The organism is Paenibacillus sp. FSL F4-0122 (genome assembly GCF_038002845.1).
Taxonomy (GTDB): Bacteria; Bacillota; Bacilli; order Paenibacillales; family Paenibacillaceae; genus Paenibacillus_AQ; species Paenibacillus_AQ odorifer.
Map to the genome: position 1 here is coordinate 6,440,617 of NZ_JBBODI010000001.1, position 13,851 is coordinate 6,454,467.

Consider the following 13,851-nt stretch of genomic DNA (forward strand, 5'->3'; position numbering starts at 1 on the left):
GATTACGGCAGTATTTTTGGTATTCGGATTCGGATGGTTGAACCAAAGCCGGGGGAAGAACACACTAGTATGCCGTATGGACTGCCGAATCGAATATTCAAGCGTTCATGCACATTTTTAAGCCCCACGCCGCTATCACTGTATTTCTTCTGAGCACTTCCCTCGTTATCCCAAAGACTCATCATCTTGGCAAGGTCAAAGCCGGGGCCGTTATCTTTTACGATAATGATCATATCCGTGCCCATTTCATAGGCCGTAATCTCAATGATCCCTGGGTCCTCCATCTGCTCAATCGCATGATACAGCGCATTCTCAACAATCGGCTGAACAATCAGCTTTTGTGTCATGAACGTCTTAAGACCATCCGAAAGATCTATGATATACGAGAATTTATCTTCAAAACGAAACTTCTGGATATCCAAATAATGACGGACATGTTCGAACTCCATATGCAGCGGAATCAGCTCCTGATTCTGACTGATGCTGATTCGCAGCAGCTTGCCGAGTGAGATGACCATTTTGCTAATATCTTTATTGCCTTGCAGCACTGCCATCGAATTAATCGATTCGAGTGAATTATAAATAAAATGAGGGTTAATCTGCGCCATTAGCGCTTGCATTTCTGCTTCCTTCTTGCGTCCCTGCTCAGTCTCCACCTGCACAAGCAGCTCATTGATCTGCGTGCTCATCCGATTAAAGCCATCAATCAGCAAATCACTTTCATCATCAGCACGATAGGGTGTAGTGATCGGTGTAAATATCCCCTGCTTCACCCGCTTCATCCCGTTAACCGCACTATTAATACTATGAACGAGCCTCCGTACGAAATAGCGGTCGAACAAAATGGCGGACAACAGCGAAACAGTACTTAAAATAATCGCAATATTCCGGATGGATACAGATTCTGACGAGATTAGATTCATAGGTGTAATGGCTACTAAATACCAGGCTGCATTATGAGAAGGTAGGAAGGTTATAAGTGATTTTTCCCCCTGATAGTTGTCGATGTAATAGTCATGTTCTTTAGCATAATCATTTTGTAAAAAGGGGAAATCTGTGCGTTGTCCAATATGTTCACCGGATTTATTAAAAACAATATTTCCTAGCTTGTTGACCAGCAAAATATCTCCCTTCTTGAGGGTTGCTGCTTCCCAGAAAATCTGATCCAATAAATCAGGTTTTACATTAACAACCAGATATCCGATATCTTCGAGAGAATATGAATCTTTGATTACTCTTGCTTGTACAAGTACCGGATTGCCGGAGATCTCCGAGCCATTTTCTCCCGGTCCTGACCACACGGGCCGCCCTTCGGCGCCTTCCATCGCGTCAAACCAGCTTTGTCTTTTCAAGTCCTCAAAGGACATCGATGCATTGTATTGATAAATTAAACGATCTTTACTATAAAAACTAAATGAAGTAATCATCGGATGATCAATAAGATAACTGCTAAGCTCTTGCTTTCGATCATAAGTGATTACAAAGTTCTTCTGCTTCAGTGATTGCTGAACAACCGGCTGCGTAATTTTTGAATTCGTGATCGAGGTGATTTCACTAAGCGCGAATTTAAGCTTTCGATCCGTTTCAAGCAGTGAAATCCAGTAGAAGTTGCTTGATTTTTTCTCCATTGCATTAGAAAAATTAACGTAAGTGACGATCCCCATCAGGATAACCGGAATAAAGACGAGAAGAATAATAGCGAACAAGATTTTACGGCGGAGTTTCATGATATTCCCCTTCCCCTGCTGTCTCTGTCCTCTAGTATTCTTCACAAAACCGCCTATTCCCTGTAAAGATCAAAAAGTAAGATCAGCTCTTAATAGCTCCAGAAGTAAGTCCAGCAATCACCCAGCGGCTAAATAACAGGAATACAATCAGCAGTGGCAAGGTTGCCGTAAATGTTGCTGACATGATCATTCCGTAGTCTAGACCATCGCGATTGGAGAACAGCTGCTGGAGCGCAATTTGAATTGTGAAATGCTCTTGATTCTTCAGTACCACTAAAGGCCAGAAGAAGTCATTCCAAACGGTCATAAAATTCAGTATACCTAGTGTAGCCATAGCTGGAGTAATGACCGGGATAGCGATGTTCCAGAAGATCCGGAAATGTCCGCCGCCATCGATCCGACCTGCTTCAATCAATTCCGTATGTACAGCTGTAGTGATATACTGCCGCATCCAGAAGATCCCGAAGGCATTAACCATCGCTGGGACAATAAGTGCCTTGAAAGAGTCAATCCAGTGGAGCTTGGCCATAATTACGTAAGTAGGTAATACACCAAGCTGCTGAGGCACAAATAATGTAGCAATTACAAAGTAGAACAGAACATTTTTAAACGGAAATTCATATTTGGCAAAGGCATAACCTGCCAGTGTACAGAAAAACACGACCGATATTGTAACCATAGAAGAGACAAATAAAGAGTTGCCCAAGGCTTGAAAGAAGTCCGTTTTGTCCAGTACCCGCTGGAAATTCTCAAAAAACTGGTCTCCAACCGTAAGTAAAGGTGGCACATGGAATACTGCGCCTCTGTCATTAGTGCCAACTACAAACATCCAATAAAAAGGAAAGATGGACACGAGCGCACCAACAATCAGCAGCAGATAAAATCCTAACTTGCCGATGATCCCTAGATCATCCGGATCTTTTTTAAATACACGCAGCGTACTCACGCTTTACCCCCTCCCGTATCTCCACCCATGCGATTTGAGACCAGCATATTGAGGACAGAGAAAATAATCGTGACCAGGAACAGCAAGACTGCCGTAGCTGCTGCCGTACCAAAAAATCCGTTGCGGAATGCTTCGCTATACAAATAAGTAACCATAGTGATTCCTTCCTGACGTGTAGATCCAGTTCCCGCTTGGCCCAAAAATACATAAGGCTCAGTGAACAGCTGCAAGGCACCTATAGTTGAAAGCAAGGTAACAAATACAATGAATGGCTTCAATAGCGGTAACGTTATAAAGGTTAGCTGTTGTCTTCTGTTCGCACCGTCAATACGTGCCGCTTCATATAGATCCGTAGGGATACTTTGCAAGCCTGATAGAAAAATAATGGCATTATACCCCGTCCAGCGCCACATAACCATCGTAGAAATCGCGATTTTAACGCCCCACCAACCAGAGTTGAAGGCCATACTATCTAATCCCAAGCCGTTTAGAATCCAGTTGATCATTCCGTTGTTGCCAAACAGTGTACTGAACACGAGCGTAACCGCAACGATAGACGTAATATTAGGCATAAAAAATAAAACCCGGAAAGTCTTCTTAAAGCGAGTCATCGCTGAATTCAGCAAAACAGCAATCAATAGAGCTAGTAATATCTGTGGAACAGTACCCATAAGGCCCATAATTAAAGTGTTGCTAAAAGAAATCCAGAAAGTCGGATCACTTGTGACCAGATCATAGTTTTTCCACCCTACAAATTTCATAGGATTCAGGGCATCCCATTTAAAGAACGAGAGATAGATCGTGAAAAAGATCGGATATAGTCCAAATATCGAGAACAGAATAAAAAAGGGCGAAATAAATGTGTACGCAGTGATGCGGCTCCTTCTTTGTTCAGTTAAAAAGCGGCGCTTGCTCTCGGCATGCGGACTTGAAATAACAGGTTGTGCCATGTCACACCTCCAGGTAATCTAACGTGTAAATCCGAATTCACAGAGAATGTTTCACTCTATGAATCCGGACCTTCTAGAAATTTAATTTCAAAAGCTTGAAATCTTAGCTGCGTTCAGCCAATGTTTTCGCTTGTTTTACTGCTTCGTTCCATTCTTTGGTCGGATCTGCTTTTTTCTCCAACACATTTTTCAATGCGTTTTTGAAGAAAGTATCGGTTTGGTCATGAAGCGGACCGTAGTATACAGGTTTTACCCGGTTTGCTGCTTTACCGAATTCTACAGCGGTTTGTTGTCCACCGAAGAAATCATCTTTGAAATCTACGAATGCAGGATCTTCATACAGTGCAGGAATGGAAGGCATAAGTCCTTTAGTTTTGAACGATTCCAGTTGGTTTTCCTTGTTATCCATCCATGCGATAAAGTCATAAGCTTCTTTCGAGTGTTTGCCTTCTTTTGGCAGCGTCAGGAACGAACCACCCCAGTTACCAGCACCTTCAGGGAGCTGAGCAATTTTCCATTTCCCAGAGGAGTCTGGAGCATTACTCTTAACATTTCCTGCCATCCAAGCTGGTCCCATAACTACTGCAAATGAACCGTCGTTCATGCCTTGACCCCATTCAGGAGACCAGAGCATAACATTGCTGATCCAGCCTTCTTGAATACCTTTAACCGTGAAATCATAAGCTTTTTTGACTTGCGGATTGGTATCTCCAATAAAGCTGCCATCAGCTTTGCTGAAATAGATTTCATCAGCAGATTGGTCACGCAAAGCATTAAAGGTAAGATCCGTAAGGTCTACAAATGGTTTGCCTGTTTTTTCTTTGAAAGCTTTGGCAACAGCTGCGAACTTATCCCAAGTATCAATAGCAGCGCCGAATCCTTCGGAATCACTTGGCAGTCCAGCCTCTTCAGCCAAATCTGTGCGGTAATATACGACCGTTGGGCCGATATCTGTTGGAAGACCCAGCTGGAAGCTGCCATCTACGGAAGATGCTTGTTTCCATTTCCAATCCAGATAGTTGGCTTGAATATCTTTGGCACCCAGATCATTCAGGTTATAGAACTTGTCCTGAGCGTTGATGAAACGTTCCATGAAACCGATTTCAAGTTGGAAAATATCAGGTGCACCCGATCCTGCCGACAAAGCAGTGGTCAAATTATTATGGTGAGCGGTTTGGTCACCGGTATTTTGCACTTTGATCGTAATGTTTGGATGTTCCTTAGTGTACTCCTTCGCTAAATCCTCGTAGTTCACGTTGCCCAGCGTCCAGAAAGAAAGTTCGATTTTCTCAGCCGGTTCTGTTCCCTCATCTTTAGTGGGTTCACTAGTGCTTGCTGCGTTGTTACCTGTATTTTTGTTCGATGTGTTGTTGTTCTCGGCGTTGTTGCCTCCGCATGCTGCCAGTGAACCTACGAGCATGATAGCGACTAACGATAGCGCCAAGTGTTTTACTTTATTCATTCCCCTGTACCCCTTTCAAAGGTTTCTCTTACAAGAATTAGTGTACAGGGTTTAAATTCTTTTTTTGAGGAGGTAAACTTCCGATTTATGGTGGAAATAATTACGAAACGCGGAAAAGCTCAAACAAATATTTCGTACAGGCCTATACCTGATAAGGAGGGAGTATAGAATTTTGTCCTATTATGTTCCTCACAGGATACATGTACTTCATCTTAAATTGGATTTCTTGTGCTTCCGCAGGTATACTATTTTTATTTCTTACTTCATTACATGATCAAAGGAGTTATTCCCCATGCCAATTAATCGCCCGCTGCTAACCGACAGCGATTTCCAAGAAGCCGTTGACCGCAAATTACCTGTTCGTGTATTTCAGGACGATCATTTAGTAAATTCAGGAGCTACCGTTGTCCGCTTCACTGATTTCGATGTTGTTATTCAATCTAGAGTTAGTGATCTGACTTACTACTCTCGCAAGAGCTGCGAATTTTTTGAGGTCAGACCCTAAAGAAAGCCGGAATGCAATGATCTCTAGGATCATCGCGTTCCGGCTTTCTTTAACAAACATAGGTTATAGCTTTCATACTTAATTTTTGTTGTAGGTGCTGTACACTTTCATTTTCTCATTCAGAACTTCCTGGAAACTCATTCTCTTCTTGTCTGCTTTCCCTTGCTTGGGATTGACCACGGGTTGAGGTCTAAAAAACTGATGATTGTAAGCCATAAGATTATGTACGATCACATTCATTGGATTTCAACCTCCTTCCGTGATGTTCCTGAATTTTGCATTTCTGCTTAATTACTTACGGCTTATTTACCCAGCTTCGCCAAAATTCAAACAGTTTTATCTCCCCCTAATGTCAAAAAAAACCTCCAAGCCATATAAAACAGCTGGAGGTTGTTCATATTCCTTATTGTTTTAGCGCTGAGACGGGAACCTTGCTTTCCCCTTCGTTTCATTACTATGATCAATCCGACCGCGCATCAGTTCAAGCAAATATTCGGGATCTGAGTTCGTATGCAGCATTTGGAGTGCAGTTTTTGGTGCAAAACCTTCAGCCACACTATGTGAAATCAAGGCTTGCAGTGGATTAAAATAACCTCGAACATTCAGCAGCCCTATAGGCTTCTGATGAATACCAATCTGCATCCAGCACAGAATTTCAAACAGCTCATCAAAGGTTCCAAGACCTCCCGGCAAAGCAATAAAAGCATCCGCCATACCGCTCATTACCGCCTTACGTTCATGCATACTGGAGACCTCAATCAAATTCGTCAATCCGGAGTGTCTGATTTCATCTTGAAAAAGATCCACTGGCATAATTCCTACAGCTTCGCCGCCATTCGCAAGTACCCCGTCCGCAACCTGTCCCATAAGGCCATTCCGCGAACCTCCATAGACCAACCTACAGCCTTGTGCCGCTATATGATAACCTAATTCCCTAGCCATTTCCGTATATTCAGAGTTAAGACCTGGATTCGATCCGGCAAACACACATATTGTAAAAGCCATTCCTATCACTCCAGACTGGTTATTATGGTGCAATTGAGATTAATTCACTTATTGTACCTCAGAATATTAATATAAGTGTTAAATGAAAATCATCTTTTTGTCTGTAATGTTAATTGGTACAGCGTACTATTCCACTCCGCAGAAAGACCTAGAGCTTTAGCCAAAGCTGCTGCTGGAACTAGCGAAGTATAGCTTACTTTAATGGATTCTGCTGACGGTAATGAAATTTTCTTTCCAGCTTTCGTCAACGTCAGTTCCCCCTCCAAAGAGAGGGTATATCCCAGACTTTCTGTTACATCCCTAATCGGTACTTTTACACTACCATCCTTAAAAATAGCGGACTGTACGGAGTCAATTTTTTGACCATCTACAATTACAGTAACAGGTTTTAAAATAGGAGATATAGCAAAAGGACGTGAATCAACAGCACTAATTCCGAGTTGACCAAACATATTCGTTCCCCAAGCCACAGCTGTACCATCCTTCAGGACTGCATACTTACTATTCTCACCCTTGGCAAAAGAAACAGGATCACTTAGTCCTTTTATTAACTTAGGCTGCGTAAAAACCAAACGGTTGTCGGTTGTAGGTTGGGTACTCCAAGTCCACACGGTGCCATCTTTTTTAACAGCTACAAAGTTGCCTAAATCCAGCGTAAGTTTCGAGATCGATTTTACGGCTGTAATCTTTTGCAGACCTTGTAGTGAGGTACCAGCTTTCCATACCCAGTATTCTCCTTTTTTATTGGCAACAAGGTTGAACCCGTTTTTCGTCTGGACAGATACAATATCCGTAAGACCTGGCATCTTGCTCATCGTGACTTCGTTATAATTATTGCTGTCAATTGTTCCCCAGACGCTCCCGCTCTCGGTTAAAGCCAGTATACTGCGATCGCTCATGGAAACAGACTTCACATGGTATAAATCCTTAACTGGGGTCGGTTTCTTCATCACGTTCGTGTTCTCTGTTTGCGGGATAGCACTCCAAATCCACAGGGTACCGTTAGTTCGAATGGCGGCATGATAAATACTGCTTCCGATCCACTTCACTTCGCTTAAACCCTGTACCTTAGTGGCAGCAGGCAGCTCTGTATAGCCCACATCTGAAGCTTCTGGAGGATTCCACTGGAGAAGGCTTCCATCGTTTCTCAAAGCTAATGCACTATACAATCCTGACGTTATACTAACCACATCTGTCATTCCAGAGATCCCTTGAGGAAGCAGAACCTTGTGTTGTTTAGCACTTGCCCCGTTGCCAGCTTCTGCAACACCCTTAACCCGATAATCTCCCCAAGCCTTAACCGTGCCGTCTTCGTTCAGCGCTACATAGTACGCTTCGCCGATCGCCAGCTGTTTCGTATGTTCAAGCCCAGCTATTTTATGGGGAGTAATCGTCCAACCCTCAGGCCCGGCGGTACCATTAGCAAATTGACCAAAAACATTACTCCCCCATGACCAAACAGTTCCATCAGTTCTCACTGCGAAGGAGCTTCCACCCCAGAAACCAGGCGAAGCAACAATCTCCTTAATCCCACTCAACTTCGCAGGTGATGGAGCTGCACTTATAACTTGAGGGACAGACAATGCAGTCACCAGAGTTGAACAAACCAACAAACTAAGCAGCCTTAGCTTCCTTGCAAATAAGTGCATCTTGATTTTCCCTTCTTATGATATTATTGTAATTATTACTTCTATTACACTAAGACGCTATAAAGCTGACAAAAGTTGTAGTTTATCTTAAATCCCGGGATTCAGATTGGTTTGAATTATGATATAATTACGCTGCCTTAGATCTGCTCTTATTCAACCGCAATACCGGAACCAAATGATCATGGAGGGAAATCATGCTTAAATTTATAGGTATTATGATGCTTTTCAGATTAGTGGGCAACCCTTTTCTGGCTTTATTCATCCTGCTTGTTATCTTGTATTTCTTAGATCGGCGATACGTGGGGATCTTCCCTAGTATTACGAAGCCCTTCAAACGAGTGCGGCAAATCTCCAAGCTGCGCACAACGGTATCTTTGAATCCAAATGATGTTTCTGCTAAATTTGATTTAGCCCGGAATCTGTCAGAACGTAAAAAGTATAAGGAAGCCAAAGATATTCTGCTACAGATCGAAGACCGTTACGAACAGTCTGCCGAATATTGGGTAGAGCTGGGTCATGTGAATCTTAAGCTGGGCGCTTTGGAAGAAGGCGAAGATCAGATGCTTCGTGGTCTAGAAATCAACCGAAAGGCCCAATATGGTCAGCCATATCTTCGGTTAGCGGAAACCTTTCGCCATACAGATCACGATAAAGCGTTGCATTACGTTACTCAATTTCAAGAGATTCAGTCTTCCTCTAGTGAAGCCTATTATTTAGCCGGCTCCATGTACAAAGCACTGGGCAGAACTGAGGATGCTAAACGTGCTTTCGACGAATCGGCCGCCATCTACCGTTCGCTACCCAAATATAAAAAACGGCAAGAACGCGGCTGGGCGTTACGCAGTTTTTTTGCCAAGATGAAATAACCTTTGCACTTATATTTCAACCAAAAAACCTCTAGCCGCCTATTTATTTAGGCGAACACTAGAGGTTTTTTGCTGTATAGAGTGATTACATGTTTAAATCTTGTTTAGTGGGTTCTCCACTTTGTTTGACCGCAAATGGCCACCAGTTCCCACGGCCGAAGATCCGTACCATAACAGGGACAAAAAATGGCAAGAAGATTAGCGCATACAAGGCCAACCCTACGAGCACCACTGTTGCAATCTGCATCATCGACAATACGCCTGAAGGATACATCGATGCGAAGGTGCCGCCCAAAATAACTACCGCTGAAAGAATGACTGTTCCCATATTGCGCATAGCATGCAGGATCGCTTCCCGTACATCCCAAGTTTTATATTCGTTAAAGCGGGCCATTAAGAAAATACTATAATCTACACCAAGTGCAATCAGCATAACAAAGCTGAAGAATGGCGTTGTCCAGGTAATCCCTTCAAAGTGCAGAAGGTGAACGAATATAGCCTCTGTAACACCCAATGCCGAAAAATAAGTAATCAAAAGAGAAATAATAAGGTAAATCGGCATTACGATTGAACGAAGCAGCAACACCAAGATGATGAAGATCCCACCCAGCATTAAGATTACTGTACGTGTGTAGTCTTCGTTGGAAATATTACGCAAATCGTTCTGACTGCTTGTAACCCCGCTGATTGCAGACTCCGCATTTTCCAGCTTCGTTCCTTTCACTGCACGATCTACTGCTGCTTGAATATCATCAACACTGTCGATAGCTTCTGAACTATATGGATTCTCAGTGAATACCACATCCAGCGTCATCACCTTACGGTCATCAGACAAGTAGGTATCGAATACCTGCTCTATGCCTTCAGCTTCAAGAGCCTCAGCCGGTACAAAGAATCCACTCAGCTCATCATCCTTAGCCGCTTGAATCTGATTCAAATAATCTTGTGCGGAACCCAACCCACTGGTAATTTGTTTCAAGCCGTTTGCACTGTCGCTTAACCCAGTAGTTAAGGCTCCTATCTGCCCTGTTAATTGACCAAAACCATCTGCAAGCTGCTGCTGTCCGCCTTGCAATTGATCTAAGCCACTAGTAATGGATGGAATTTTATCTACGATCTGTCCTTGGCCTGCTGCGGCCTGCTCCAGCCCAGATTGCAGCTGACCGATTCCCGCAACGAGCTTAGCTAAACCTTGTGCGAGTGCAGTTTGCCCAGCCGAAGCTTTGGCATAGCCAGCATTCGCCTCGTTTAAGCCTGCTGCTGCTCCTTTAAGCTGCTCTGAGATCTGCCCGAGACCCGCCGCCAGCTGCGCTGCCCCAGTACCACTCTGCGTTACGGTGCCTTTAATCGTCAGGTAATTAACATCCTGCAGAATTTCCGGATAACTGCTCTCAAGACCCGTAAAAGAACCATCCAGTCCCTTCAATGCTTCTGCCACACCTTGCAGCTGCTGCGGAAGCTGCCCCAGCCCTTGATCCAACGCAGTTAAACCGCTGCCGATTTTTTTATATCCCTCCAGCAGCTTCGTATTGGCATCCGCAAGCTGCTTAGCACTAGCAGCTGCCTGTTGAAGTCCTGCTTTGATCTCTCCTGCACCTGCTGAGCCGGTTTTTATTCCGTTCTCAATACGTGCCAGCCCATCGCCTAACGCGACGATACCATCTTTCAGCTCTGCTGTGCCTTCCGTCAGCTTAGCGCTGCCTTGAGCAGCCTCCGTAAGCTTAGGTGCATTTTCACTCAGCTGTTTACTTGCTTCAGACAATCCCGTTTGAATCTTGGTCAGTCCCTCACTGGTCTGATCCAGACCGTCAGATAAAGTCCCCACCTGATTCGGGATTAAGAAATCACTGATCAGCTCTCCCGTTGGACGAGACATGCTGCGCACCGATTTTACGCTGTCCACTTTTTCCAGCTCGCGGCTGATTTTTTCTGCAAGTCCAAGATATTCTGAAGTATCCATCCGGTCATCATTTTTGATTACGATCTTGCCAGGCATGGATTCACCCGGCCCGAAGCTATCCGAAATGATGTTAAATCCTTTTACCGAGGCATATTCTGAGCCAATTTCCTCCAAGCTGTTGAAGGACAGCTTTCCGCTATAGGTAACAAGGAACGGAGCTACGATTACTGCAACAATTAGCAGCGCGGCCCATGGTCTTTTTAAGGAAAAAGAACCTGCTGCTCCCCAAATACGGCTCTCACTGTGCTCCAGCTTGCCGCGTGAAGGCCAGAAGAGCTTTTTGCCAAGTACCGCCATAAAGAATGGAACAATGGTTACAAGCGCCAGCAGCATAACCGCAATCCCCACGGCAACGGCTACCGCCGAGCGATACAGAATGAATTTGGATAATCCAATCGCTACAAAACCTACGAATACCGCAAGTCCGGAATAGAACACCGTCCCACCAGCCTTACGATAGGTTGCAATAATAGCACTTTTGGTATCTTCTGCTGTCATCATTTCTTCTTTAAAACGACTGATCAACAGGATACAATAATCCGTACCAATCCCGAACATGACCGCAACCATAAAGATTTGAGTAAACGTAGATAATGGAAAATCATAACGGTCTACTAAAAAAGCCACAACAGACTGAGAAACAATATAGCTGAGTCCTACGGTCAGTAGCGGAACAAACGGTGCCACGAACGAACGGAACACCACGAACAGGATAAGTAAAATAAATACTACCGTAATATATTCCGATTTCTTAAGCCCGGCTTCCGAGCTAGCAATCATATCCTCAGTAATCAGACCCTCACTGGTTAAATAATGATCCGCCTTAACATCTGAGAGTAATTCATCCACTTTATCAGGAAGTGCGGTGACAGACTCTCTTCCGCCTTTGATAGACAAAGCCACCATAATCGTCTTGCCATCCTTGGCAATCAACGTATCCTTAAGTTCACTTTGTGAAAAAGGATCGGTGATGGAATCAATCTGCAGCGTCTCCTTATTCGCAGCCAATTTCTCAACACCCTGCTGGATACTGGCTGTTTCATCGGCTCCAGTTCCCTCAGGATTATTGAATACAAGAGCTACCTGATGCAGTGTCTCTCCGCCCTTGTCATTCGCCGCTTCCTTTAAGATCTCTGCCGCTCTAGAAGAGGAATAGCCATCAGGTACAGTAACCTGCCCCTTCTCACGTACAAGATCAGAGAACGAAGGGGCCGTCATGACCAAAACTACGGCCACAGCGAGCCAGATTGCGATAACCGCCCATCTTGCTTTTAGAATCGTCTTCATGGATTCTTCCCTCCATCATCATTCTGAATTAAATTCGCCAGTTTCTCGAACATCATGACGAACATTTCAATATCCTTCTCTTCAAAATGAAACAAATACGGGGAAATCACTTCATGTACCTGCGTCTCCGCTGCTTCAAAAACTCTTTTCCCGTGCTCAGACATCGATAAATACACCTGGCGGCGATCATTCTCGTCACGAGTTCGCTCGATAATACCCGCATGCACCAATCTGTTGATGATTGCTGTAATGGAGCTTTTACCCACGCAAAAAGATTCAGCAAGATATGTAGACGTACATTGTTCCTGAGCATTAATCAACCGAAGAATTTGATACTGATCATTTGTTGTCTCCGCAGCAATACTATCTTTAATTCTTGCTGCTACTTGTCTGGTCACAATCAAATAAGCATCCATGTAGCGATTGATCCAATGTTGCACTTCGTTATCCAAAGCTTCCTACCTCCAAAATATAGTTCAACTGTCGAACAGTTTCATTGTCAAACTATAATACCTGCCTTTATAAAAGTCAATTGGGTTTTTTCGGGCATTTAAAGGCGAAATGCACAAAAAAACAGGCCGAGATTTCTCTCGACCTGCCATTTTATGACCTCCAAAGACTTTTTAGTCCTCATCCTCGGTCTCTTCAACTTCGTATACACATCTTAACATTTCAATTCCGGCTGCATTCTCTCCTAAGCTGTACACCATAAAACCTAGACTGCGATAAAAATCTGCGGCGATTTCATCCTCAGTCTCAGCTACCAGATAACGCGGCTGACGAGAAGCGAGCAGCTCCAGAATCATCCCCCGTGCATAACCTTTCCCTCTATTCTCTGGCAAGACGGCAATATGCCGAATGTCCAAAGAACCGTCTTCGGTTTCTTCGAAGCCTACAAGACCAAGCAGGAGTTCTTCTTCTTCCCAGCCATATAACTGCAGCCCGGCTTGTTCGTTGTACTCAGACGAAGTCTGCTCCAAAGCGTTGGGGTCATCAATGACCGCATACGTCAACAGCTCGTTCACCTCAGGCGAACCAATAAGGGATTTAAGTTCTACCAACATTGTTCACATTCCTCCTTCTCTGTTGCTTCTGTACCCGATTCGAAACATACCGTAACCTGTCCATATCCCTAACATGTTTAACAATAAATCATCAATATCAAAGCTTCCCACATGCAGCAGCATTTGCAGAGACTCCAAAAGCAGGATGCAAGGAACAGCATATAAAGAGATTCTTATCCAAGAAATTGGCCGTGTCTTTGCAAGTGGAATTAGTATACCAAATGGAATAAACACAACAACATTTCCAAGCAGATTCACAAACCGGCTGATCAGCGATAACCCGTTATTCATGTCGAAATAAAGTGACACCGTACGTAATGGGATCAAATTGTACTGAAGCGGGCCACCTGTATGAATCTCACGCCCAAAACCGATGAACATCCAATAGATAACAGTAGCACTATACAGAGTCAGCCCTATCCGTGTCAAT

13 protein-coding genes are annotated in these 13,851 nt (G+C 43.9%); 2 read left to right on the forward strand and 11 right to left on the reverse strand.

Annotated elements, in window-relative coordinates; all coding sequences use genetic code 11:
• Positions 1-2: 2 nt before the first annotated feature.
• The 4 genes from MHH49_RS28325 to MHH49_RS28340 form a co-directional block, all read right to left on the reverse strand.
• Positions 3-1,727, reverse strand: coding sequence for a cache domain-containing sensor histidine kinase (locus MHH49_RS28325; RefSeq protein WP_036686283.1), 1,725 nt, complete (start codon positions 1,725-1,727; stop codon positions 3-5).
• A gap of 82 nt (positions 1,728-1,809) precedes the next feature.
• The gene (locus tag MHH49_RS28330) at positions 1,810-2,673 is read right to left on the reverse strand and encodes a carbohydrate ABC transporter permease (RefSeq protein ID WP_036686280.1); all 864 of its coding nucleotides are present in this window, start codon (positions 2,671-2,673) and stop codon (positions 1,810-1,812) included.
• Positions 2,670-3,623, reverse strand: a complete 954-nt coding sequence (locus MHH49_RS28335; protein WP_036686279.1) for a carbohydrate ABC transporter permease — start codon at positions 3,621-3,623, stop codon at positions 2,670-2,672. Before MHH49_RS28335 ends, MHH49_RS28330 begins: the two co-directional genes overlap by 4 nt.
• 103 nt (positions 3,624-3,726) lie before the next feature.
• Positions 3,727-5,085 (reverse strand): ABC transporter substrate-binding protein, encoded by a 1,359-nt coding sequence (locus tag MHH49_RS28340; protein WP_036686277.1) that lies wholly within the window; start codon positions 5,083-5,085, stop codon positions 3,727-3,729.
• 292 nt (positions 5,086-5,377) lie between these two features.
• On the opposite strand from MHH49_RS28340, the gene MHH49_RS28345 reads away from it, so the two are divergent.
• Entirely contained in the window at positions 5,378-5,590 is a 213-nt protein-coding gene (locus MHH49_RS28345; protein WP_036686275.1) for a hypothetical protein, read from the forward strand.
• A gap of 78 nt (positions 5,591-5,668) precedes the next feature.
• Here the strand turns inward: MHH49_RS28345 and MHH49_RS28350 are convergent, their stop codons facing one another.
• The 3 genes from MHH49_RS28350 to MHH49_RS28360 all read right to left on the reverse strand — a co-directional run bounded on the left by MHH49_RS28350 (position 5,669) and on the right by MHH49_RS28360 (position 8,244).
• Complete coding sequence (locus tag MHH49_RS28350) at positions 5,669-5,830, reverse strand: hypothetical protein (RefSeq protein ID WP_169744764.1); 162 nt, start codon at positions 5,828-5,830, stop codon at positions 5,669-5,671.
• A 171-nt stretch (positions 5,831-6,001) separates the two neighbouring features.
• Positions 6,002-6,595 (reverse strand): LOG family protein, encoded by a 594-nt coding sequence (locus MHH49_RS28355; protein WP_036686273.1) that lies wholly within the window; start codon positions 6,593-6,595, stop codon positions 6,002-6,004.
• Positions 6,596-6,684: 89 nt separating this feature from the next.
• Positions 6,685-8,244, reverse strand: a complete 1,560-nt coding sequence (locus MHH49_RS28360; protein WP_341138702.1) for an RCC1 domain-containing protein — start codon at positions 8,242-8,244, stop codon at positions 6,685-6,687.
• Positions 8,245-8,438: 194 nt separating this feature from the next.
• Here MHH49_RS28360 and MHH49_RS28365 point away from each other — a divergent pair, with 194 nt between their 5' ends.
• Entirely contained in the window at positions 8,439-9,110 is a 672-nt protein-coding gene (locus tag MHH49_RS28365) for a tetratricopeptide repeat protein (RefSeq protein ID WP_036686269.1), read from the forward strand.
• An 85-nt stretch (positions 9,111-9,195) separates the two neighbouring features.
• On the opposite strand, the gene MHH49_RS28370 is transcribed toward MHH49_RS28365, so the two are convergent.
• From MHH49_RS28370 to MHH49_RS28385, 4 genes are all read right to left on the reverse strand, one after another.
• Positions 9,196-12,357 (reverse strand): MMPL family transporter, encoded by a 3,162-nt coding sequence (locus MHH49_RS28370; protein ID WP_036686268.1) that lies wholly within the window; start codon positions 12,355-12,357, stop codon positions 9,196-9,198.
• Complete coding sequence (locus MHH49_RS28375) at positions 12,354-12,809, reverse strand: MarR family winged helix-turn-helix transcriptional regulator (protein WP_036686266.1); 456 nt, start codon at positions 12,807-12,809, stop codon at positions 12,354-12,356. Before MHH49_RS28375 ends, MHH49_RS28370 begins: the two co-directional genes overlap by 4 nt.
• Before the next feature lie 171 nt (positions 12,810-12,980).
• Entirely contained in the window at positions 12,981-13,421 is a 441-nt protein-coding gene (locus MHH49_RS28380) for a GNAT family N-acetyltransferase (protein WP_036686264.1), read from the reverse strand.
• Positions 13,422-13,424: 3 nt separating this feature from the next.
• The gene (locus MHH49_RS28385) at positions 13,425-13,850 is read right to left on the reverse strand and encodes a VanZ family protein (protein ID WP_051491448.1); all 426 of its coding nucleotides are present in this window, start codon (positions 13,848-13,850) and stop codon (positions 13,425-13,427) included.
• Between the last annotated feature and the right edge of the window lies 1 nt (position 13,851).

Bases quoted from the DNA above. Each gene is read 5' to 3' on its own strand.
- MHH49_RS28355 (WP_036686273.1), bottom strand. From the start codon at position 6,595: ATGGCTTTTACAATATGTGTGTTTGCCGGATCGAATCCAGGTCTTAAC.
- MHH49_RS28365 (WP_036686269.1), top strand. From the start codon at position 8,439: ATGCTTAAATTTATAGGTATTATGATGCTTTTCAGATTAGTGGGCAAC.
- MHH49_RS28335 (WP_036686279.1), bottom strand. From the start codon at position 3,623: ATGGCACAACCTGTTATTTCAAGTCCGCATGCCGAGAGCAAGCGCCGC.
- MHH49_RS28360 (WP_341138702.1), bottom strand. From the start codon at position 8,244: ATGCACTTATTTGCAAGGAAGCTAAGGCTGCTTAGTTTGTTGGTTTGT.
- MHH49_RS28370 (WP_036686268.1), bottom strand. From the start codon at position 12,357: ATGAAGACGATTCTAAAAGCAAGATGGGCGGTTATCGCAATCTGGCTC.
- MHH49_RS28340 (WP_036686277.1), bottom strand. From the start codon at position 5,085: ATGAATAAAGTAAAACACTTGGCGCTATCGTTAGTCGCTATCATGCTC.
- MHH49_RS28325 (WP_036686283.1), bottom strand. From the start codon at position 1,727: ATGAAACTCCGCCGTAAAATCTTGTTCGCTATTATTCTTCTCGTCTTT.
- MHH49_RS28345 (WP_036686275.1), top strand. From the start codon at position 5,378: ATGCCAATTAATCGCCCGCTGCTAACCGACAGCGATTTCCAAGAAGCC.
- MHH49_RS28350 (WP_169744764.1), bottom strand. From the start codon at position 5,830: ATGAATGTGATCGTACATAATCTTATGGCTTACAATCATCAGTTTTTT.
- MHH49_RS28380 (WP_036686264.1), bottom strand. From the start codon at position 13,421: ATGTTGGTAGAACTTAAATCCCTTATTGGTTCGCCTGAGGTGAACGAG.